Source organism: Pseudomonas sp. 05N433 (assembly GCF_056396925.1).
In genome coordinates, this window is sequence record NZ_JBFTML010000062.1 from 1 (window position 1) to 21,857 (window position 21,857).

The 21,857-nt window shown below is 59.7% G+C and carries 23 protein-coding genes; 18 read left to right on the forward strand and 5 right to left on the reverse strand.

Features of this window, described 5'->3' with window-relative positions:
• Window positions 1–167: 167 nt before the first annotated feature.
• The 4 genes from AC1DIS_RS25380 to AC1DIS_RS25395 all read left to right on the forward strand — a co-directional run bounded on the left by AC1DIS_RS25380 (window position 168) and on the right by AC1DIS_RS25395 (window position 4,419).
• Window positions 168–881 carry a GntR family transcriptional regulator gene (locus AC1DIS_RS25380; RefSeq protein WP_138867004.1) on the forward strand — a complete coding sequence of 238 codons (714 nt, stop codon included), beginning with the start codon at window positions 168–170 and terminating at the stop codon, window positions 879–881.
• The gene (locus AC1DIS_RS25385; protein ID WP_477743479.1) at window positions 878–1,876 is read left to right on the forward strand and encodes an ADP-ribosylglycohydrolase family protein; all 999 of its coding nucleotides are present in this window, start codon (window positions 878–880) and stop codon (window positions 1,874–1,876) included. The genes AC1DIS_RS25380 and AC1DIS_RS25385 overlap by 4 nt, the downstream gene beginning before the upstream one ends.
• 154 nt (window positions 1,877–2,030) lie before the next feature.
• Entirely contained in the window at window positions 2,031–3,497 is a 1,467-nt protein-coding gene (locus AC1DIS_RS25390; protein ID WP_018926200.1) for a purine-cytosine permease family protein, read from the forward strand.
• The gene (locus AC1DIS_RS25395; protein ID WP_477743478.1) at window positions 3,490–4,419 is read left to right on the forward strand and encodes a PfkB family carbohydrate kinase; all 930 of its coding nucleotides are present in this window, start codon (window positions 3,490–3,492) and stop codon (window positions 4,417–4,419) included. Before AC1DIS_RS25390 ends, AC1DIS_RS25395 begins: the two co-directional genes overlap by 8 nt.
• A gap of 42 nt (window positions 4,420–4,461) precedes the next feature.
• On the opposite strand, the gene AC1DIS_RS25400 is transcribed toward AC1DIS_RS25395, so the two are convergent.
• From AC1DIS_RS25400 to AC1DIS_RS25410, 3 genes are all read right to left on the reverse strand, one after another.
• A complete protein-coding gene (locus AC1DIS_RS25400; RefSeq protein WP_477743477.1) occupies window positions 4,462–4,842 on the reverse strand; it encodes a Rho termination factor N-terminal domain-containing protein in 381 nt (126 codons plus the stop codon).
• A 53-nt stretch (window positions 4,843–4,895) separates the two neighbouring features.
• Entirely contained in the window at window positions 4,896–5,150 is a 255-nt protein-coding gene (locus AC1DIS_RS25405) for a hypothetical protein (RefSeq protein ID WP_018926197.1), read from the reverse strand.
• Between the two features lie 127 nt (window positions 5,151–5,277).
• A complete protein-coding gene (locus AC1DIS_RS25410) occupies window positions 5,278–5,931 on the reverse strand; it encodes an HD domain-containing protein (protein WP_019582749.1) in 654 nt (217 codons plus the stop codon).
• A 356-nt stretch (window positions 5,932–6,287) separates the two neighbouring features.
• Between AC1DIS_RS25410 and AC1DIS_RS25415 the strand changes: the two genes are divergently transcribed.
• The 10 genes from AC1DIS_RS25415 (at window position 6,288) to AC1DIS_RS25460 (ending at window position 14,815) form a co-directional block, all read left to right on the forward strand.
• Window positions 6,288–6,770, forward strand: coding sequence for a GNAT family N-acetyltransferase (locus AC1DIS_RS25415; RefSeq protein WP_018926195.1), 483 nt, complete (start codon window positions 6,288–6,290; stop codon window positions 6,768–6,770).
• Window positions 6,771–6,925: 155 nt separating this feature from the next.
• Entirely contained in the window at window positions 6,926–7,570 is a 645-nt protein-coding gene (locus AC1DIS_RS25420; RefSeq protein WP_064616609.1) for a hypothetical protein, read from the forward strand.
• Between the two features lie 14 nt (window positions 7,571–7,584).
• Window positions 7,585–8,079 carry a PAAR domain-containing protein gene (locus tag AC1DIS_RS25425; protein WP_477743476.1) on the forward strand — a complete coding sequence of 165 codons (495 nt, stop codon included), beginning with the start codon at window positions 7,585–7,587 and terminating at the stop codon, window positions 8,077–8,079.
• A gap of 6 nt (window positions 8,080–8,085) precedes the next feature.
• Window positions 8,086–8,823: an alpha/beta hydrolase family protein gene (locus AC1DIS_RS25430; RefSeq protein ID WP_064616613.1), complete on the forward strand. Its 738-nt coding sequence runs from the start codon at window positions 8,086–8,088 to the stop codon at window positions 8,821–8,823.
• A gap of 2 nt (window positions 8,824–8,825) precedes the next feature.
• Window positions 8,826–9,323, forward strand: a complete 498-nt coding sequence (locus AC1DIS_RS25435) for a hypothetical protein (protein ID WP_064616615.1) — start codon at window positions 8,826–8,828, stop codon at window positions 9,321–9,323.
• 349 nt (window positions 9,324–9,672) lie between these two features.
• The gene (locus AC1DIS_RS25440; RefSeq protein WP_477743475.1) at window positions 9,673–10,665 is read left to right on the forward strand and encodes a 2-dehydro-3-deoxygalactonokinase; all 993 of its coding nucleotides are present in this window, start codon (window positions 9,673–9,675) and stop codon (window positions 10,663–10,665) included.
• 19 nt (window positions 10,666–10,684) lie between these two features.
• On the forward strand, window positions 10,685–11,305 hold the full coding sequence (locus tag AC1DIS_RS25445) for a 2-dehydro-3-deoxy-6-phosphogalactonate aldolase (protein ID WP_018926189.1): 621 nt from the start codon (window positions 10,685–10,687) through the stop codon (window positions 11,303–11,305).
• A gap of 47 nt (window positions 11,306–11,352) precedes the next feature.
• Window positions 11,353–12,501 carry a galactonate dehydratase gene (dgoD, locus tag AC1DIS_RS25450; RefSeq protein ID WP_007903915.1) on the forward strand — a complete coding sequence of 383 codons (1,149 nt, stop codon included), beginning with the start codon at window positions 11,353–11,355 and terminating at the stop codon, window positions 12,499–12,501.
• Between the two features lie 139 nt (window positions 12,502–12,640).
• A complete protein-coding gene (locus AC1DIS_RS25455; protein ID WP_477743474.1) occupies window positions 12,641–13,951 on the forward strand; it encodes an MFS transporter in 1,311 nt (436 codons plus the stop codon).
• Window positions 13,952–14,011: 60 nt separating this feature from the next.
• On the forward strand, window positions 14,012–14,815 hold the full coding sequence (locus AC1DIS_RS25460) for an IclR family transcriptional regulator (RefSeq protein WP_018926186.1): 804 nt from the start codon (window positions 14,012–14,014) through the stop codon (window positions 14,813–14,815).
• Here AC1DIS_RS25460 and AC1DIS_RS25465 read toward each other — a convergent pair.
• A complete protein-coding gene (locus tag AC1DIS_RS25465; protein WP_018926185.1) occupies window positions 14,812–15,864 on the reverse strand; it encodes an NAD(P)-dependent alcohol dehydrogenase in 1,053 nt (350 codons plus the stop codon). The genes AC1DIS_RS25460 and AC1DIS_RS25465 overlap by 4 nt on opposite strands.
• A gap of 190 nt (window positions 15,865–16,054) precedes the next feature.
• On the opposite strand from AC1DIS_RS25465, the gene AC1DIS_RS25470 reads away from it, so the two are divergent.
• Window positions 16,055–16,945: an AraC family transcriptional regulator gene (locus AC1DIS_RS25470; RefSeq protein WP_477743473.1), complete on the forward strand. Its 891-nt coding sequence runs from the start codon at window positions 16,055–16,057 to the stop codon at window positions 16,943–16,945.
• 83 nt (window positions 16,946–17,028) lie between these two features.
• On the opposite strand, the gene AC1DIS_RS25475 is transcribed toward AC1DIS_RS25470, so the two are convergent.
• Complete coding sequence (locus AC1DIS_RS25475; protein ID WP_477743472.1) at window positions 17,029–18,693, reverse strand: electron transfer flavoprotein-ubiquinone oxidoreductase; 1,665 nt, start codon at window positions 18,691–18,693, stop codon at window positions 17,029–17,031.
• Window positions 18,694–19,239: 546 nt separating this feature from the next.
• Between AC1DIS_RS25475 and AC1DIS_RS25480 the strand changes: the two genes are divergently transcribed.
• From AC1DIS_RS25480 to AC1DIS_RS25490, 3 genes are all read left to right on the forward strand, one after another.
• Window positions 19,240–19,989, forward strand: coding sequence for an electron transfer flavoprotein subunit beta/FixA family protein (locus AC1DIS_RS25480; RefSeq protein ID WP_007903904.1), 750 nt, complete (start codon window positions 19,240–19,242; stop codon window positions 19,987–19,989).
• A 2-nt stretch (window positions 19,990–19,991) separates the two neighbouring features.
• On the forward strand, window positions 19,992–20,921 hold the full coding sequence (locus AC1DIS_RS25485; protein WP_019582611.1) for an electron transfer flavoprotein subunit alpha/FixB family protein: 930 nt from the start codon (window positions 19,992–19,994) through the stop codon (window positions 20,919–20,921).
• 80 nt (window positions 20,922–21,001) lie between these two features.
• Entirely contained in the window at window positions 21,002–21,850 is an 849-nt protein-coding gene (locus AC1DIS_RS25490) for a substrate-binding periplasmic protein (protein WP_138867009.1), read from the forward strand.
• The last annotated feature ends 7 nt before the right edge of the window (window positions 21,851–21,857 follow it).

Below are 21,857 nucleotides of genomic sequence, written 5' to 3' on the forward strand. Positions count from 1 at the left end.
GGATACTGGATGTGCCGACGCCTTCGCGGGCAAGCCTCGCTCCTACAGTACCGTGCAGATCCCCCTGTAGGAGCGAGGCTTGCCCGCGAAAGCGGTCTGTCTGCCACACAATCCAGCCACAAAATATCCCTTGCTCGCCCTAATCCCTTTCGGTTATCACTTTGTACATGGTTAGACAGGTACGATTTGACAAGAAACAACGGATTATCGATGAGCTTGTCCGGCGCATCGAAAGCGGCCTCATGGAGGACGGCTTGCTATTGCCGGGTGAACATCAGTTGGCTCAAGAATTCAAGGTCAGCCGCGGCACGCTGCGTGAAGCCCTGGCCGAACTGAAGCGGCGTCACTACATCACCACGCAAAGCGGAGTCGGTTCCATCGTTACTTACGACGGCGTAGTGCTCGATCAGAGCAGCGGCTGGGCCCAGGCACTGGCGGACAGCGGGGCGTTGATCAATACCGAAGTGCTGCGACTGGAGGCGGTGACCCGTCCTGACCTGCTGTCGCGGTTCGGCACCGATCAATTCATCACCCTCGACCGTCGCCGGCGCGCCACCGACGGTACGCTGGTGTCTCTGGAACGCGCGTTAATGCCCGCGACCGGAGGCCTGGAAGGCCTGCCGCGAGTGGGACTGATTGATAACTCCCTGACCATCACGTTGGCTGCCTACGGCTATGTCGGCGAGCACGGCGATCAGTGGATCGGTGCCGAACCCTTGAACGCCGAAGACGCCGAACTGCTCGGGCGCCCGGTCGGCACGGTGTTCCTCAAGGCCCTGCGCACCACCTACGACCGTCAGAACCGTTTCATGGAGCAGGTCGAAAGCCTGCTCGATCCGGTGCACTTTCGTCTGCACTTGCAGTTTGGAGCTCCAAAGTGACCGCGCTCAACCGTGCCCTCGGCGCGTTCTATGGACTGGCCCTGGGCGATGCGCTGGGCATGCCGACCCAATCCCTGAGCCGCGCCGACATCAAGGCGCGCTTCGTTGAAATCACCGATCTGCAAGACGCCGGCCCCGATCAACCGATTGCCGCGAACCTGCCCAAAGGTTCTATCACCGACGATACCGAGCAGGCGATTCTGGTCGCTCGGTTGTTGATCGAGAGCGAGGGCCGGATCGAACCGGCGGTACTGGCCCAACGATTGATCGAATGGGAAGCCGGGATGCAGGCCAAGGGCTCGCAAGACTTGCTCGGCCCTTCGACCAAACGCGCGATCGAAATGATCCTCGCCGGCCACTCGCTGGAAGAGGCCGGGCGCCACGGCACCACCAATGGCGCGGCGATGCGCATCACCCCGGTGGGGATTGCGGCCGATGTCGCCGATCCTGAGCGTTTCATCCGCTCCGTGGTGCAAGCCTGTCAGGTGACCCACAACACCACGCTGGGGATTGCCAGTGCGGCGGCGGTGGCGGCAGTGGTTTCCGCCGGGATCAACGGCATGGACCTGGGCGAGGCGTTGAACCTTGGCCAGCAATTCGCGCAGCAGGCAGAAAGTCACGGCCACTGGGTCGCCGGCGGGCGGATTGCCTCGCGCATCAGTTGGGCGCGGAGCATCGGCATCGACAGCGACAAGGCGTTGCTGGCGGATTTGCTGTACGACGTGATCGGCACTTCGGTGGCCTCACAGGAATCGGTGGTGGTGTCGTTTGCGCTGGCCCAGCAAGTGGCCATCGGCGAGATGACGGCCTTCGAAGCGCTGTGCATGGCCGCGAGCCTGGGCGGTGACACCGACACCATCGCGGCGATGCTCGGCGCCATGCTCGGGGCCTGTCTGGGGCTTGAGAGTTGGCCGGTGGCGATGATCGAGCAGGTTAAAGCGGTTAACTCGTTGGAGTTGGAACCGTTGGTAAAAGGACTGTTGGCTTTACGTTGACTGGACTGGCCCCATCGCGGGCTTGCCCGCGATGAACACGCCGCATACTTGAATTTTTCACCCGCAATGGAACGCACAAACACGGGCAGGACGGCCGGCTGTTGTTTTGTCCTCCGAGATTGCCCACACCATAACAATTGCAAGGAGCATTTTCATGAGTTCATCGAACGCCGGGCAAAGCGCCGGACAACTGGAAACCCGTGGTATCGAACCGGTGCCGGAAGGGGAGTGCAACGGTCATCCGCTGCAACTGTTCTGGGTCTGGTTTGCGGCCAACATTTCCATTCTCGGCTTGCCGTTGGGTGCCACGCTGGTGGCCTTTCGCGGCCTGGCGATCTGGCAAGCGATCATCGTCGCGATCCTTGGTGCCGCCGGCTCTTTCGCGGTGGTCGGGATCATCTCCATTGCCGGTCGTCGTGGCCGCGCACCGAGCCTGACACTGTCGCGAGCGATCTTCGGCGTACGTGGCAATATCGGCCCGACGCTGGTCTCGCTGATGTCGCGCCTGGGTTGGGAAACGGTCAATACCACCACCGCCGCGTTCGTCCTGCTGTCGCTGTGCTCGATAGTGTTCGGCTCGCCGGTGGAAGCCAAAAGCGCGCCGCTGCTGACCCTGGTGTTCATCGCGATTTTCGTGCTGCTGACGTTGTCGGTGTCCGGTCTCGGCCACGCCACATTGTTGGTGATCCAGAAATGGGCAACCTATGTGTTCGGTGCGCTGAATATCCTGGTCGGTGGTTTCCTCTGCGCGACCATCGATTGGAGCGCCGTATTCAATGCCACGCCAGCACCGCTGAGCGCGATGATCATCGGCATCGGCACCATGGCCGCCGGCACCGGGATCGGTTGGGCCAACGCCGGCGCGGACATGTCGCGCTACCAGCACCGCAGCGTCAAAGCGGTGCGCCTGGTGGCGTCGGCGGCGTTCGGTGCGGGGATTCCGCTGGTGCTGCTGATCACCCTTGGCGGTCTGCTGTCGGTGGGTAACAACGATCTGGCCTCGGCCACTGACCCGATTGTCGCGATCCGCGACATGCTGCCGAGCTGGATGGCGGTGCCGTACCTGATCACCGCGTTCGGCGGGCTACTGCTGTCGAACAACCTGTCGGTGTACTCCGCCGGGCTGACCACCTTGACCCTCGGTCTGAAGGTCAAGCGCGTGTACGCGGTGGTGGTCGATATCGTGGCGATCTTCGCCGGCTCGATCTACTTCATGCTGATCGCCGAGAGCTTCTACGGTCCGTTCATTACCTTCATTTCCTTGCTGGCGGTGCCCATCACGGCGTGGGTCGGGATCTTCGTGGTCGACCTGATCCATCGTCATTACTACAGCCCCAAGGACCTGCTGGACGTCAGCCCGAGCAGCGCCTACTGGTATCGCGGCGGCGTCGAGTGGCGTGCATTCGGTGCGTGGGCGGTGGCGATTGTGTTGGGTTTCAGCTTCACCACCATTGGCACCACTGAACAAGATGTCTGGTTCCGGGGCTTCCTGTCCGACTCATGGCTGGGCCACAACGGCTTGGGCTGGATCGTGACGTTCGTGGTGGCTGGCGGGATTTACTGGGTGCTCGGCGGCGCCAAGGACCGTCGTACCGCGTTGCTCGAGCCTGCGCATGTCTAGGCTGCTGCACACCGGCCAGGTCATCATCGACCTGGTCATGGCCGTGGATAGATTGCCTCATTCGGGCGGTGACGCGCTGGCGCAATCCGCCCGTTTCGAGGCGGGCGGCGGTTTCAATGTGATGGCCGCGGCCCGACGGAACGGCTTGCCGGTGGTTTACCTCGGGCGCCATGGCAACGGCCGTTTTGGTGATCTGGCCCGGGAGGCGATGGCGGCAGAAGGCATTCGGATCGGCATCGCTCACCGTGCTGAGCGCGACACCGGGTTGTGTGTCGCACTGACTGAAGCCTCGGCCGAACGTACGTTCATTTCCTACATCGGTGCCGAAGGCGAATTGACCGCCGAAGACCTGGCCAGTGTGCCGGCCGAGGCGGGCGACTTTGTCTATGTCAGCGGCTACAGCCTGCTGCATGCCGGCAAGGCTCAGGTGCTGGTGGATTGGGTGCTGGAGTTGCCGGACGGGATCAAAGTGGTATTCGATCCGGGACCGTTGGTGGATTCGCCGGACGCACCGCTGATGAAGGCCTTGCTGCCGCGCATCGATCTGTGGACCAGCAACCGTGTCGAGGCGCTTCGGTTTACCGGGACGTCGGACACTGCCGAGGCGTTGAATATTTTGGCGGATCAGTTGCCGACGGACGCCCTGATGGTGGTTCGCGATGGGCCGCAGGGTTGCTGGATCAACCAGCATGGCGACCGTCGGCAGGTGCCGGGATTCAAGGTCTCGGCCGTCGACAGCAACGGTGCGGGGGATGCCCATGCCGGGGTGTTTGTGGCCGGGTTGGCGCAGGGCTTGTCGGCGGCTGAAGCGGCACGGCGGGCGAACGCGGCAGCGGCGTTGGCGGTCACTCGTTGGGGGCCGGCGACTTCGCCGGGGGCGGTGGAGGTGGACGCGTTGATCCGCGAAACTTTCAGCGCCTGATCAGCCGCCATCGGCCCTCAAATTCACCCTTAATCCTGACTTTCAACCCGCCTTGCGCAACGCCTCGATCAACTCTTGCTTGCGCATGCTCGAGCGCCCCGGAATCTTCTTCGCCCGGGCTTCCCTCATCAGGCTGTCCACCGTCTGGGTATCGCGTGACGCCTTGCTGTTGCGCGGTTTGCCCTCACGGGTGGCGACTGCACGGCGGGCTGATTCCTTGCGATCGGCAGACTTGGCAGCGGCCGGTTTCTTGCGTCCCGAGCCGCCGGCGCGCTCACCGCCACCCGACTGCTTGTTTACCGTCGCCCAGGCGCGGGCCTCGGCTTCATCTTTCGACACGCCTTTGCGTTCGTAGTTTTCTTCGATGTGTTCGGCCTTGCGTTTCTGCTCGGCGGTGTATTTGTCTTTGCTTCCACGAGGCATGGGATTTCTCCTGGCTATAGGAGCTGGCGCAGGCTTCGCCAGCTCCTGCTCGGTTAGTTATCCAGTTTGCGCGCCGCCTCAACCCCAGCGGCGCTGAGTTTGATCGGCAGGTTCAGCGAGTGCTCGCCGGCTTCGTTGCAGATCACATGACCGTGCTGGATCAGCCCACGCTCCTGCAGCGTCGCAAGGGTGCTGGCCACGACTTTCTCCCCCCGGTAATTGTCCAGAACCTCCTTGCCCAAGCCGCTTGGATGGGCATGCAGCAGGCGGGTCAGGACTTCTTTTTCCAGGTTTTTATCGACGTTCATGGTGACCTCTTGGTTGGGATGGACGAGTGTTGCTCCTCGCTCGCATTGGCGAGCCCTTACTCGATATTGGTCCGTCCCCGACCGGGATTGGTGCCTGATGAACGACGAGCGGTGTGGCTCTGGCTCCTCAGCCGACGCCGATTTCTTCCTTGAACAGCTCCATGAATCCCTTCAAGCGTTGATGGCGAACCTGTGCCAGACGCTGGCCGGTGGTCGTTTGGAAGCCGTCCGCCAGGTGCAGCAATTTGGTCTGGAAATGATCGAGGCAAAAGCGTTTGTCATCGTAGTCCCGCTCGTTTGCCTCCGGGTCCACAGGGTCGTACAGCGCGCTGCCCATGCGCCCGGCAATGTAGAAAGTACGCGCCACGCCGAGCATGCCAAGCGAGTCGAGGCGGTCGGCGTCCTGGATGATTCGGGCTTCGAGGGTCGTGGGTGTGATGTTGGCGCTGAAGCTATGGGCCTCAATGGCATGGACGACCGCGGTGATTTTTGCGTCAGGCCAATCCATGGCTGTCAGCACTGTCGACGCTTTCTGCGCCGCCAGCCGTGACGCCTGGGAACGCAGCGGCGAGTTCTTCTCCACTGCCACGCAATCGTGCAACAGCACGGCGGCCAGCAGGACCTCAAGATCACCGCTTTCTTCAGCATGAAGCGTGCGCACGTTGTGCCATACCCGTTGCAAGTGCGACAGATCGTGGGCGCCATCCTCGCCAGGTTCCAGCGCATGGGGCAGCAGTTCAGAGGCTAGATTCTGCAGAGGCGCGAAAGCGGCGGTGCTCATAAATGTCCTAAGTATGAAAACGCTTTTGTGGCGAGGGAGCTTGCTCCAATGCCAGTAAGTTAAACCGTAAATGCAATCCGTAGCAGCTGCCGAGCCTGCGAGGCTGCGTTCGGCTGCGCAGCAGTCGTGAATCCGGCTGACGCGGTCTGCCTGACGCACCGCAAGTTCTGGTTTGACGACTGCTTTGCAGCCGAACGCAGCCTCGCAGGCTCGGCAGCTGCTACGGAGAGTGTGTTACGGCTGAGATTACTTAGCGAATCGACATTAGCCACAAAGGCCCCCTCCATCATTTCAAATGTGACGAGCGCCGCGCGCGGACTTAGTATGGCGTTTTCAACTTTTGACAAGGCACGTCCATGACGATCGAAATCCGCCCGGCAACCCCCAGCGATGCTCCGCAAATCCTCGCGTTCATCACTGAACTGGCCGACTTCGAACGTGCCCGCCACGAAGTCATCGCCAGCGTCGCCGACATCGAGCGCAGCCTGTTCAGCGAAGGCGCCACCGCCCATGGCCTGATCTGCCTGCGCGATGGCCTGCCGATCGGCTTCGCGGTGTTCTTCTTCAGCTATTCCACCTGGCTGGGCAGCAATTGCCTGTACCTCGAAGACCTCTACATCACCCCTGAACAACGGGGCGGCGGCGCCGGTAAAACCTTGCTGCGCCACCTGGCAAAAATCGCCTGTGCCAATGACTGCGGCCGTTTCGAATGGAGCGTGCTGGACTGGAACAAACCGGCGATTGAATTCTACAAATCCCTCGGCGCACAACCGCAGGAAGAGTGGGTGCGGTATCGGATGGATGGGGCGGTGCTAAGGGATTTTGCCGAGGGCGGCTGATCGATTGATGGCGATCTGACACGCATCGGTTGTCTACACCGCTCTAGTCCTGCATTCTGTGCGCCTTTTGCGCGCTCACGGACGACACTTGCAATGCCTTTGGCACCCTTTCTCCACGCCCGTGGAGCCTTCGCCGCGTCAATGAGTGACTGGCGATGAGCGGACTTCGGGCGACGATGCGTTTGTATGGCCTGGTGAAAAAACTCGGCTCCACGGACGACCGCCATCGCCAGCCGGTGGACATCCTTTGCACCCTCAATCGCACGGGCGGTAAGGCGATCCGGGCGTTCGTCTCGCGTCTGGATGCCGAGTTGATGGCGCGCAGTCGCGGTCTTGAGGAGTACCGCGTTGTCCCGCTTCGCACGTTCGATCCAAATCAGTTGATCCAGGATCATCAGGGCTGGCTGACGCTGCACGTCTGCTGTGGCTTCGTTGTCCTGGCGGATCAATCGTTATTGAACGATGGCACATTGTTGCCCATGGGCTGGTACGTCTACTCCGACATCGGTCAATGGACCGCAGAGCATTACATCGACTTCGGCCCGCAAATGACTAGCCTGCTGCAGACGTCCTATAACCGGATCGGCTTGCGCGACTACAACGCTTGGCTCAATGACTTCGACAGCGTCTCGGATGCGGATATGGAATGGCAAGTCGCCGAAGCCTGGCAAACCCTTCACAACGTTTCATCTCCCGACAGCCATGACGATTGTCACGCGCTATTCGACCCGGTCGATAACCGCTGGCGCTTCGCCGCGGCCGACATTGATATCTATCAGCCTCACCCTGAACCTCAGTAGCAAGGAGCTTTGACTTGAGTGGAAAACCCGCTGCGCGCGTCACCGACCCGACCGCGTGCCCGTTGTCGGGCCATGGCACCAACCCGATCGTGTCTGGTTCCCCGGACGTGTTCTTCGACGGCCTCGGCGCTGCCCGAATGACCGATAAATCCGCCTGCGGCAGCCCGATCACCGGCGCGGTCTCCAGCACGGTATTTATCAATGGCCTCAACGCTGCAACGCTCGATAGTACGGGCGGGCATGGCAACGTGGTGGTTGGAGGCTCCGGCACCGTCATTATTGGGCAAAGCGGGGGAGGCGCCACGTTCAGTGGGTTGTTGCCGATGCCGGTGCATTTCACGGACAGGTTGCAAGTGGTCAATGAGGCGACTGGAGAGCCGGTTCCCTATCACCCCTACACCATTCAGCGTGGGGACGGCAGCGAAGAGCATGGCATCACGGATGCGTCCGGGTTTACCCATACTGTCAGTTCGCATTTGGCTGAAACCATTAAATTGTTTGTGGAGTAATTGGGGATGCCAGGTGAAAACGCGGCAGCGAAGGAAGCGTTGCCGAAAAGACAGGTTTGCGATCATCCACTGACAGACCCAAAAGACACTTCGGTGAAGCAGGTTGCCATTACGGTAAAGAAAATATTTATCTTTTTTATCGGTGGGGCTGGGGATCAGGAAAGTTACTACTTGAGTGGTCCTAACTGGAACGTCAGTTATGTTCGTGACGACGTGTTGGCGGATGCTGATGCTCTGAACTATCTCTGTCGGTGCCCTGTACGGGCAATGGCCTACAATAAATTTATAACTGATGAAGATTTGGCAAAAAATGTTCTGAGTGAAATTCCTGACACCTCCACAGCGGTTTATATTGTTGGACACAGTCTGGGTGGCTGGAACGGTGCACACCTCTCCAGTGTGTTGACGGATAAGGGGTACAAAATAAGGATGTTGATTACTCTGGACCCGGTGGGCGAAGGGAAAATTGTCTACGGCATTTCCAATATTTACAGGTTGACTCCTAAACCCAAAGCAGAATTCTGGATCAATGTCCGAGCTGCAAAAGTAAACGACCGGAACGTGTCTGACTTTGTTGCGGACTTCGGTGAGCAATGGGAGATTACGTCGGGTCCGAATGTAAGTGGCAGGGTGGATGTCAATCATGCAGATGCGAACATTATGTTCGCGAAGCCGTTAGACGGTGGAAAGTCTGCTCGCCAGTTGTTGGCGGAGTCCATACTCAGCTACTTTAAAGAGAAATAACTATGCGCAATTTTGTTTTTTGTCTTTTTATGGTGTTGTGTGCTTCGTGCTCTTCAAAACACGGAAGACCCATCGCGACGCTTCATTACGAGAAGGTGGAAACTTCACCGAGTGGTAATTCCTATCAGATAAGGTTTACCAGTGATACAGAGCTTTTGGGTTTGTTCAAGTCCAAGATCGGTGAGGGATTGGTATGTGCGCTGGAAGATGATCTTGACTTTTCCGTCGGGCATTACATAAAACGCTCTGGAAGAGGGACTGTCGAATTTGTGAAAGACTCTTCAGGTGAGCATTATATTTCAATGATCCTCTTCCGCGAGGCTGAGGAACTGCAAGGGAAAGAGACTATTCTCACCGGTCAAGCACTGCGTGAGATTCTCGATAAGCGTGAGTTCATGTTGTGCACGTTCAGAGTTCATACCACTCGTTACAAAACATACTTCTCAAATGTTATGCGCGTGCCGACAGCAGATCTGTTGAAGGCAGCTGCTAAAGAGTAATAGCGAACGGTTAGGCTTCTTGTCAGAAAGCAAGCAGCCTTACTGCACACTCGCTTCCCAGTTACCGCTCATCAAACCATCAAGTGCCTGCCTCACGGTGATCTTGAAAACCCCGGCCTTTCCCTCATCGAAGGCCGATTTCCAGTACGTATACCCCTGACTGAAATCAGCAATCTCGGCGGTCTAACCCACGCGGTGGGTGAGGCCGAGTTGCAGAGCTTTGGCGAAGAAAATCTAGCTATATTTGTAAATCCCATAATGTGGGAATGATATTTATATATTGAGATTTCTCTGCGTCCAGGTCTATAGTCCAGCTCACTCACTGCCAAAAAACAAAACAGGTGAAGCGATGCTGGCGCAATTGATCGCGCTCGATTGGGGGACAACCTCATTACGTGCTTACAAACTCGGCTTCGGTGGCCAGGTGCTGGAACAGCGTGCGCTGTCGTCCGGGATCATGCAGTTGCCCAAGACGCCGCGAACCATCGCCGGTCAGGCATGCGCCGACGGTTTTGAACTGGCCTTTGATGAGGCTTGCGGTGACTGGCTCGACGCGCAGCCCGATGTGCCGGTGATTGCCTGTGGCATGGTCGGCAGCGCTCAGGGCTGGCGCGAAGCGGCCTACTGCGACACGCCGGCGAACGTCGCCAATCTCGGAACTTCCCTACAAACCGTTCGCAGTCTTCGCGGTGTCGATGTGCACATCGTGCCGGGTGTGATTCAGCGTTCGCACTTGCCCAACGTTATGCGTGGCGAGGAAACCCAGGTCCTCGGCGTATTGCAGAATCTGCCGGGCGAGGCGGGTAGGGATCTGCTGATAGGCCTGCCGGGCAGTCATTCGAAATGGGTGCAAGTGGCCGACGGCTGCATCGTGCATTTCGATACCTTCATGACCGGCGAAGTCTTCGCCGTACTCAGCGAACACAGCATTCTGGGGCGCACTCAGCAGCGCGGTGGGGCTTTTGATGGCGATGCTTTTGACCGTGGCGTGCAAGTGGCGCTGTCGGCGGATGGCGAGATCGGGCCGCTGTCGACGTTGTTCAGTGCCCGCAGCCTGGGGCTGACCGGCGAGCTGAGCGCTACCGCTCAGCCGGACTATCTGTCCGGCCTGTTGATCGGCCATGAACTGTCGGCCCTGGCCAATGTTCAGCGGCGTCGACGCAATAGCGTGCACCTGCCCTCGATCATCCTCATCGGCAACGCTCAACTCTGCGCTCGCTACAGCCGGGCGCTCGACGCCTGCGGTTTTACCCGGGTGACCCTGGCCGAGCAGGCTACCGAACGCGGCTTGTGGCAGTTGGCGGTCGCCGCCGGACTGATCACGACATCCTCATCCCGTTAAACCTGACTGGAGGTCTGACATGCTCAAGCAAGCATTGGCACAAAACGGTCTGATCGCGATCTTGCGTGGCCTGCGTCCGCAAGAGGCGGCAGCCGTCGGCGAAGTCCTGTATTCGGCCGGATTTCGCGTCATCGAAGTGCCGCTTAATTCCCCTGAACCGTACGAAAGTATCCGCATCCTGCGCAGCACATTACCCGCCGATTGCCTGATCGGCGCGGGCACGGTGTTGACGCCGGAACAGGTCGAGCAGGTGAAAGCGGCGGGCGGCCAGGTGATCGTCATGCCCCACAGCGATGCCAAGGTGTTGCGCGCGGCGAAGGCAGCAGGGCTGTTCCTGTCGCCGGGCGTGGCAACGCCGACCGAAGCCTTTGCCGCGCTGGCCGAAGGGGCGGATGTGCTGAAGATGTTCCCGGCCGAGCAGATGGGCCCAGCTGTAGTGAAAGCCTGGCTGGCGGTGTTGCCTGCGGGGACGGTGCTGGTGCCAGTGGGCGGGATTACGCCAGACAACATGCAGGTGTTTGTCGAGGCCGGTGTCAAAGGTTTCGGTCTCGGCTCCGGGTTGTTCAAACCGGGCATGACGGCTGACGAAGTAGCGGTGCGCGCCAAGGCATATGTCGCTGCATGGAACGCTCTGCGTTAAGACTTTCTGGCGCTGTGAGCGCTGCATCTACAAGAGAGACAATAGAGATGAAAATCACCAAACTCACCACCTTCATCGTTCCGCCGCGCTGGTGCTTCCTCAAGGTCGAGACCGACGAGGGCGTGACCGGTTGGGGCGAGCCCGTGGTTGAAGGCCGCGCGCACACCGTTGCTGCTGCGGTCGAGGAATTGTCCGACTACCTGATCGGTAAAGATCCACGCAACATCGAAGACATCTGGACGGTGCTCTACCGTGGCGGCTTCTACCGGGGCGGGGCGATCCACATGAGCGCGCTGGCCGGTATCGACCAGGCGTTGTGGGACATCAAGGGCAAGGCGCTGGGGGTGTCGGTCAGCGATTTGCTGGGCGGCCAGGTGCGGGACAAGATCCGGGTTTATTCCTGGATCGGTGGTGATCGCCCGGCGGACACTGCTCGCGCCGCGAAAGAAGCGGTCAGCCGTGGTTTCACCGCAGTGAAAATGAACGGCACCGAAGAACTGCAATTCCTCGATTCCTTTGAGAAAGTCGACCTGGCGTTGGCCAACGTTGCCGCCGTGCGCGATGCGGTGGGCCCGAATGTCGGCATCGGCGTGGACTTCCATGGTCGGGTGCACAAGCCGATGGCCAAGGTGCTGATGAAGGAACTCGACCCGTACAAACTGATGTTCATCGAAGAACCGGTGCTCAGTGAAAACTACGAAGCGCTGAAGGAGCTGGCGCCGCTGACCAGCACACCGATTGCCCTCGGTGAGCGGTTGTTCTCGCGTTGGGATTTCAAGCGTGTGCTCAGCGAAGGCTACGTCGACATCATCCAGCCTGATGCGTCCCACGCGGGCGGCATCACCGAAACCCGCAAGATCGCTAACATGGCCGAAGCCTACGACGTGGCGCTGGCGCTGCATTGCCCGCTGGGCCCGATTGCCCTGGCGGCGTGCCTGCAACTGGATGCGGTTTGCTACAACGCGTTCATTCAGGAACAGAGCCTGGGCATCCATTACAACGAGAGCAATGACCTGCTCGATTACGTGAAAGACCCGCGGGTATTCGACTACGACAAAGGCTTTGTGAAGATCCCCAATGGGCCGGGTTTGGGGATCGAGATCAACGAGGAGTATGTGATCGAACGCGCCGCTGTCGGCCACCGCTGGCGCAACCCGATCTGGCGCCATGCCGATGGCAGTTTTGCCGAGTGGTGATACTCACGCGGTGATCGTTCCCACGCTCTGCGTGGGAATGCCTCACCGGACGCTCTTGGGTCGCATGGCTGCGTTCCCACGCAGAGCGTAGGAACGATCAACCACCATGATCTCAATAAACATAAGAAGAGGCACCCCCATGCAACCGCAAACCCTCACCGGGCAGGCGTCGTTGGTGACGCCCAGTCGCAAGCGTTTTTTCATCATGGTCCTGTTGTTCATCACGGTGGTGATCAACTACCTGGACCGCAGCAACCTGTCCATTGCCGCCCCGGCGCTGACCAGCGACCTGGGCATCGATCCGATTCATGTGGGGCTGATTTTTTCCGCATTCGGCTGGACCTACGCCGCCATGCAGATCCCCGGCGGCTGGCTGGTGGACCGGGTGCCGCCGCGCATTCTCTATAGCGTTGCATTGCTGCTGTGGTCGCTGGCCACGGTGATGCTCGGTTTCGCCGCCAGTTTTATCGCATTGTTCGTGCTGCGCATGGCGGTCGGAGCGCTGGAAGCGCCGGCGTACCCGATCAACAGCCGCGTAGTGACAACCTGGTTCCCCGAGCGCGAACGCGCCACAGCCATCGGTTTCTACACCTCCGGGCAGTTCGTCGGCCTGGCGTTCCTGACGCCGGTGCTTGCCTGGCTGCAACACCAATATGGCTGGCACATGGTGTTTGTCAGCACCGGTGTGGTGGGCATCCTTTGGGCAGTGATCTGGTACGCGGTGTATCGCGAACCACGGGATTTCAAGGGCGCCAATGACGCGGAAATCGAGCTGATCCGCGAGGGTGGCGGGTTGGTGGATATTCAGGCCGAAGCCGCCAGGGCCAAGGCGAAATTCAGCTGGATCGACCTCGGAATTGTCCTGAGCAAGCGCAAATTGTGGGGCATTTACCTCGGCCAGTTCTGCCTCAATTCGACTTTATGGTTCTTCCTGACGTGGTTCCCGACTTACCTGGTGAAATATCGCGGCATGGACTTCATCAAGTCTGGCTTGCTGGCGTCACTGCCGTTTCTCGCAGCGTTTGTCGGCGTGCTGTGCTCGGGGTTCTTCTCGGACTTTTTGATCCGTCGCGGCTACACCGTAGGCTTCGCCCGCAAGCTACCGAGCATTGGCGGACTGCTGATTTCCACCTCGATCATCGGCGCCAACTTCGTCGAATCGACGCCGCTGGTGATTGCCTTCCTCGCGCTGGCTTTCTTCGGCAACGGTCTGGCCTCGATCACCTGGTCGCTGGTGTCGACCCTGGCCCCGGCACGCTTGCTCGGACTGACCGGTGGGGTGTTCAATTTCATCGGCAACCTGGCGGCGATTACCACGCCAATCGTCATCGGTTTCCTTGCCTCCGGTGATTCGTTTGCCCCGGCGATCACCTATATCTCTGTTCTGGCGTTGCTGGGTGCGCTGTCCTACGTGTTGCTGGTGGGCAAGGTCGAGCGTATCAAGTTGTAGTCGCAGCCGTCCGGCGACCATAATGCCGCCCGTTCCCTCGCTCAACGGTAAAGGCTGGATATGCAGGAAGACGCCCCAAAAATCGCCAAGGACGCCGCGCCGACCGGCACCCAGACACTGCTTCGCGGCCTGGGTGTGGTGCAGGCGGTGGCCAGTGGCGCCCGCGATCTCAAGGAAATCGCCCGGCTGATCGGCACGACGCGCAGCACCACCCATCGTCTGGCCAGTTGCCTGGTGGACGAGCGTTATCTGCGGGTGGTGCCGCAGGTCGGCTATCTGTTGGGGCCGAAACTGATCGAGCTGGGTTTTCAGGCGCGCGAAGAGCTGCCGTTGGTGACGCTGGCCGGGCCGTATCTGGATGAGTTGTCGGCATTGACCGGCGACACCATTCACCTGGCGATTCGTGAAGGCGACGAGGTGCTGTACCTGCTCAAGAATCCGGGGCGCAATGGCCCGGAAATGCGTTCGCGGGTCGGCCATCGCATGCCGTTGGCGCGTACCGGGATCGGCAAGGCGCTGATGCTCGATGACTCGCAGGAAGAATGGCAACGGCTGTATGAAATCAGCTTGCCGGTGGGCGGGAAAAATCAGTTCTGGCCACAGCACCCGGAGCAATCCTGGGAACAGTTTCAGCAGCGCATGATCGAGTACGTGGCCGGCGGTTACGCCTTCGACCTGGAAGACAACGAACCATCGATTCGCTGCGTGGCGGCACCGATTCGCGATGCCAGCAAGCGCATTGTCGCCGGCATCAGCATCGCCAGCACCGTGCCGTACATGCCGCTGGAAAAAATGGCCGAGCTGATTCCCCTGATCAAAGGGGTCACAGCCCGGCTGTCGGCGGAATTGGGCCTGAAGGTTTAGAGTTTCAGCGTCGCCATGTCGATCACGAAGCGGTATTTCACGTCACCGGCGATCATGCGGGTGTAAGCCTCGTTGATCTGGTGGATGTCGAGCATTTCGATGTCGCAGGAGATGCCGTGCTCGGCGCAGAAGTCCAGTACTTCCTGGGTTTCGGCGATGCCGCCGATCAGTGAGCCGGCCAGCATGCGACGACCCAATACCAGTTTGGCAGCATGCACCGGCGGATCGATCGGCTCGATCAAGCCCACCAGAATGTGCACGCCGTCGAAACGCAGGGTATCGAGGTAGGGGTTGAGGTCGTGCTGCACCGGAATGGTGTCCAGCAGGAAGTCGAATTGTCCGGCGGCGGCCTTCATCTGTTCGGCATCGGTGGACACGATCACGTGGTCCGCGCCTTGGCGACGACCTTCTTCAGCCTTGCTCGCCGAGCGGGTGAACAAGGTCACCTCAGCGCCCATCGCCTTGGCGAACTTGATCCCCATGTGACCGAGACCGCCCATGCCAAGAATCCCGACCTTGTCACCGGCCTTCACGCCGTAGTGCTTGAGCGGCGAGTAGGTGGTGATGCCGGCACATAGAATCGGCGCGGCGCTGGCCAGGTCGAGCTTCTCCGGGATGCGCACGACAAAGTGCTCGCTGACCACGATGCTGTCGGAGTAACCGCCCATCGTGTTGCTGCCATCGACCCGGTCCGGGGTGGCGTACGTCATGGTCGGGCCTTCGAGGCAGTATTGCTCCAGATCGGCCTGGCAGGCTTCGCAATGGCGGCACGAGTCGACCATGCAACCGACGCCGACCAGATCGCCGACTTTGTGTTTAGTAACGTTCGCGCCGACGGCGGTCACTTTGCCGACGATCTCATGGCCGGGCATCAGCGGGTAAACCGCAATGCCCCACTCGTTGCGCGCCTGGTGGATGTCGGAATGGCAGACGCCGCAGTAGAGAATCTCGATTGCGACGTCGTCGGGCCGTGGACTGCGGCGTTCGAATTTCATCGGGGCGAGGGGAGTGGTGGGCGACTGAGCGGCGTATCCGATGGCGGTGTACATGGTGAACCTCGCAAAGCAGTGACAGGTGAGGCGAGCCATTCTGGGCACCGCACGGGTGACCGGCCATGGCGATTCCTCCGGGTGTCATGCCTAATCCTCCGGTATGCACCGTTGATTGGCCGCATTGGCGTTCAGACCTGCGATGATGTTTTCATCCCTTTTTTCGCGACTTTTTTGTGAAGAGCTCTCCATGTTGTTGACCCGTCATCTCGATGCCAATGCCACGCTGGTTTCGCTGATCCAGCGGCTGACCACCCGCGATGGTTTCACGCCTACCACGTTGCCGGGCGTGCAGATTTTGCGGGCCAGTTGTGATTTGGCCCGTGGCCCGCAAATCTACGAGCCAAGCCTGGTCATCATCGCCCAGGGCAGTAAGTTGGCGTATCTGGGGTCGCGTACTCTGGAATACGGTGCCGGGCATTATTTGATTCAGGCGCTGCCGGTGCCGTTCGAGTGCGAGACGTTTTCCGCGCCCGATGGCCCGATGCTGGGCATTTCCATCGCCATTGACCGGGTGTTGCTCGGTGAGTTGGTGTTGGCCATGGGGCTGGCGTCGGGGCGCTGTATCGCGGCGCAGACGCCAGAGTCCATGACTTCGGCGGTGCTCGATGATGCGATGCGGGGTTGTGTTGAGCGGCTGTTGCGCTGTCTGCACGACCCGCTGGAGAGCCAGGTTATGGGACAGGCGCGATTGCGTGAGTTGTTGTTCGTCGCCTTGCGTGGGCCGCAAGCTGATGTATTGCGGGCGCTGGTGGAGCAACAGGGGCAGTTCGCCCGGATCGCGGCCTCCCTGAGCCATCTGCATGCGCATTACACCGAGCCGCTGAACGTCGAAGCCCTGGCCAGTTGCGCCAACATGAGCGCATCGACGTTTCATGAGCATTTCAAACGCTGCACCTTGTTGTCGCCAGTGCAGTATCTGAAGCGTTTGCGCTTGCTCAAGGCCCAGCGCTTGCTGCAGGGCGAAGGATTGGGCGTGGCCCAGGTGGCGCATCGGGTGGGGTATCAGAGCACGTCGCAGTTCAGTCGTGAGTACAAGCGCTACTTCGAGCGTAATCCGGGGGATGAGCGCGCTGCCTGATCCACTGGTTCTTGTGGTGACGCTTGAATTGCGGGCAACAAAAAGGCCCCCGTTCAGGGAGCCTTGTTGTTCAGATGGTCGACTTACATGTTCGGATAAGTCGGGCCGCCGGAGCCTTCCGGCGCCACCCAGGTGATGTTCTGTGCAGGGTCCTTGATGTCGCAGGTCTTGCAGTGAACGCAGTTCTGGGCGTTGATCTGGAAGCGCTTCTCGCCGTCTTCCTGGGTGACCACTTCGTACACGCCGGCCGGGCAGTAACGCTGGGCAGGTTCATCGTACAGCGGCAGGTTCTTGCTGATCGGGATGCTCGCGTCGGCCAGCTTCAGATGGCACGGCTGCTCTTCTTCGTGGTTGGTACCGGAGATGAACACCGAGCTGAGTTTGTCGAAGCTGATCTTGCCGTCCGGTTTCGGGTAGTCGATCTTCTTGCAGTCGGCCGCCAGTTTCAGGCACGCGTAATCCGGCTTGGTGTCGTGCAGGGTGAACGGCAGTTTGCCGCCGAAGATGTTCTGGTCGATCCAGTTGAAACCGCCGCCGACAATGGCGCCGAACTTGTGGATCGCTGGGCCGAAGTTGCGGCTGGCGAACAGTTCGTCGTAGAGCCAGCTCTTCTTGAATGCTTCGACATAAGTGGTCAGCTCTTGCGTGCCGTCCAGATCGGCGAACAGCGCATCGGCCACCGCGTCAGCGGCGAGCATGCCGGACTTCATCGCCGTGTGGCTGCCCTTGATCTTGGCGAAGTTCAGGGTGCCGAGGTCGCAACCGATCAGAGCGCCGCCCTTGAAGACCATTTTCGGCAGCGAGTTCAGGCCGCCTTTGCAGATGGCGCGAGCGCCGTAGCTGACGCGCTTGCCGCCTTCCAGGTATTGCTTGAGCACCGGGTGATGCTTGAGGCGCTGGAACTCATCGAACGGCGACAGGAAGGTGTTGCTGTAGGAAAGATCGACGATCAGACCGACCACCACCTGGTTGTTTTCCAGGTGATAGAGGAACGAGCCCCCGGTGTTCTCGGTGCCCATGATGTCCAGCGGCCAGCCGGCGGTGTGGACCACCAGGCCAGGCTGGTGCTTGGCCGGGTCGATTTCCCAGATTTCTTTCAGGCCGATGCCGTAATGCTGGGCGTCGGCTTCGCTGTCGAGGTTGAAACGCTTGATCAGCTGCTTGCCGATGTGGCCGCGGCAACCTTCGGCGAACAGCGTGTACTTGGCGCGCAGTTCCATGCCTGGGGTGTACAGGCCTTCTTTCGGATTGCCTTCGCGGTCAACGCCCAGATCGCCGGTGATGATCCCGCGGACTACGCCGTTCTCGTCGAACAGCGCTTCCTGGGCGGCGAAGCCCGGGTAGATTTCCACGCCCAGGTTCTCGGCCTGCTGGGCCAGCCAGCGGCACAGATTGCCCAGGGAGATGATGTAGTTGCCTTCGTTGTGCATGGTCTTGGGCACAAAGAAGTCTGGAATCTTCTGCGCGCTGTCAGCGCTCTTCAGAACGAAGATGTCATCGCGGGTGACTGGCGTGTTCAGCGGCGCGCCGAGTTCTTTCCAGTCCGGGAACAGTTCGTTCAGGGCCCGTGGTTCGAACACGGCACCGGACAGGATATGAGCGCCGACTTCGGAGCCTTTTTCGACCACGCAGACGCTGATTTCCTTACCGGCTTCGGCGGCCTTCTGCTTCAAACGGCAGGCGGCGGACAGGCCAGCGGGGCCGGCACCGACGATGACCACGTCGAATTCCATGTATTCGCGTTCCACAGGCTATCTCCTACTCAAGGCTCAACAGTTTTTTTTCTAATTGGAGGTTGGGTGTCGCATTCATGAATTCCCCATAGTGCGGCACAGAGGACAATCGATGAACCACCTTTCTCTTTGGGTGGCGCATTATATCTACACCACTCTTAGCGTCCAATACAAACGTTTGTTTGAATCGGCTCAAAGCCAGATAAATCAAAGTCACGCGGCTTATGACTGGCCATTTTGCCGTATTGACCGGAATAGGTGTTCCGGTCAAGATACGGGCGGTTTTGCGCTCGCCGTAGGCTGAATGTAGGTTTCAAGAGCACCTCTAAAGACAGGGCGATGGCAGTACAAGGTGAAGCGCCGCGCAGGTATCGCGCGCAGTTTACACGCCACGGTAATGAATGACTTGTCGGTCACCCCTGACGAACGGTCATCAGTCTCGTGAGCAAGGTTCACCCGATACACCTGCCAGCGTTTTTAGAGGTGCCCTTGCGCCGATGAGCATCAACCGCCAGGTTCGCCTAGGCGACTTTCTTTTCACCGGAGAGTAACGAGGAATCCATGAAGGTTCTTGTAGCTGTCAAACGCGTTGTGGATTACAACGTCAAGGTTCGCGTCAAGGCGGACAATTCCGGCGTCGACCTCGCCAACGTCAAGATGTCGATGAACCCGTTCTGCGAAATCGCAGTGGAAGAAGCCGTACGTCTGAAAGAGAAAGGCGTGGCGACTGAAATCGTCGTCGTCTCCATCGGCCCATCCACCGCTCAAGAGCAACTGCGCACCGCGCTGGCTCTGGGTGCCGACCGCGCCATCCTCGTCGAATCCGCTGAAGATCTGACTTCCCTGGCCGTGGCCAAGCTGCTCAAGGCAGTGGTCGACAAGGAGCAGCCACAGCTGGTGATCCTCGGTAAACAAGCCATCGACAGCGACAACAACCAGACTGGCCAGATGCTCGCGGCATTGAGCGGCTACGGTCAGGGCACGTTCGCGTCGAAAGTCGAAGTGTCCGGCGATACAGTTGCCGTGACCCGCGAAATCGACGGCGGCGCGCAGACGGTTTCCCTGAAACTGCCGGCCATCGTCACCACCGACCTGCGTTTGAACGAGCCGCGCTACGCGTCCCTGCCAAACATCATGAAAGCCAAGAAGAAGCCTCTCGAAGTGCTGACTCCGGACGCTTTGGGCGTTTCCACCGCCTCCACCAACAAGACCCTGAAAGTCGAAGCGCCAGCTGCACGCAGCGCGGGTATCAAGGTCAAGTCGGTGGCTGAACTGGTCGAGAAACTGAAAAACGAAGCGAAGGTAATCTAATCATGACTATCTTGGTAATCGCCGAACACGACAACAAAGTGCTGGCCCCGGCCACGCTGAACACCGTTGCTGCTGCCGCCAAGATCGGTGGCGACATCCACGTTCTGGTTGCAGGCCAGGGTGCCGGCGCCGTGGTTGAAGCCGCTGCGAAAATCGCTGGCGTGAGCAAAGTCCTGAACGCTGACAATGCTGCTTACGCGCATCAGCTGCCGGAAAACGTTGCTCCACTGGTAGCCGAGTTGGGCAAGGGCTACAGCCACATCCTGGCTGCCGCCACTTCCAACGGCAAAAACATCCTGCCGCGCGTCGCCGCTCAGCTGGACGTTGACCAGATCTCCGAGATCATCTCGGTAGAAAGCGCCGATACCTTCAAGCGCCCGATCTACGCCGGTAACGCCATCGCTACTGTGCAATCGAATGCTGCAGTGAAAGTGATCACCGTGCGTGCGACCGGTTTCGACCCGGTGGCGGCTGAAGGTGGTTCGGCCGCCGTTGAAGCTGTTGCCGCTGTTCACAACGCCGGCACTTCCAGCTTCGTCAACGAAGAACTGGCCAAGTCCGATCGTCCGGAACTGACCGCTGCCAAGATCGTCGTTTCCGGTGGTCGTGGCATGCAGAACGGCGACAACTTCAAACACCTGTACGCCCTGGCCGACAAGCTGGGCGCTGCCGTCGGTGCTTCGCGCGCCGCGGTTGACGCAGGTTTCGTACCCAACGACATGCAGGTCGGTCAGACCGGCAAGATCGTTGCGCCACAGCTGTACATCGCCGTCGGTATCTCCGGCGCGATCCAGCACCTGGCCGGCATGAAAGACTCCAAAGTGATTGTTGCGATCAACAAGGACGAAGAAGCGCCGATCTTCCAGGTGGCCGATTACGGCCTGGTGGCAGACCTGTTCGAAGCCATCCCTGAGTTCGAGAAGCTGGTCTAATCCGGCGGCTTGACTTATAAAGAGCCCGGCCTTTTGGTCGGGCTTTTTTTGTTCCGGATTTGAGTGGGGAGAGTGTTGCCATGGATCTGCGCCACTGGTTTGGCTGCTCTTTTTTGCCAGGATTGTGTTTAAGTCTGGCGCTGATGCCGGGGCTGTCCAGCGCTGCAGGCAAATGCGAACGCTTGATCGTGACCGGCAGTCCCGACGCACCACCGTACCTGTGGCAAGACCCGCAAAACCCTAAGCACCTGATTGGCGCCAGTGCTGATTTATTGCAACAAGTGGCGGGGGAGTTGGGCATCAAGGTCGAGCTGCTCTATGCCGGCAAACGCTCCCAGGCCCTGGATGAAGTGCGCAGCGGGCGCATGGACATGCTCGCCGATGCGCCGTTGATGGTCACTGAACTGGAAAATCTGGATTACATCCATCCTGCGCTGCTGGAAAACGATTATCTGGTCTGGACTCGCAACGACTCGTTATTGGTTTACAACGAAGCGCAGGACCTCCACGGTCATCCCGGCGCGTTGTCGGAAAAGGCTCGAGTGAGCCCTTCATTCGGCACTTTCGCCGAGCAGCAATTGACCCTCTTGCGCACACCCAATCTGACTCAGGCCTTTCAGAAATTGCTGCTGGGCGAGGTGGAGTTTGTCCTCGCCGGTCGCTACTCGGGCATGGCCATGGTGCAAACGCTGGGGATGGCCAATGACTTGATGGCCCACTCACAACCCATCGACAAACCCGGCCTGTACCTCGCGGTTTCCCATAACTCCGCCTGTAACGATCCTTGGTTGCGCGGACAGCTGGCCAAAAAGATGACAGAATTGCCCGCCTCCGGACTGACGGAAGCTGCGTTGTTGCGCAATATCGAGCGTTGGAAAGCGCAAGGCTCACAACCGCAGCCACAACCTGTCAGTACCCCAAAACAGTAGGGATTTT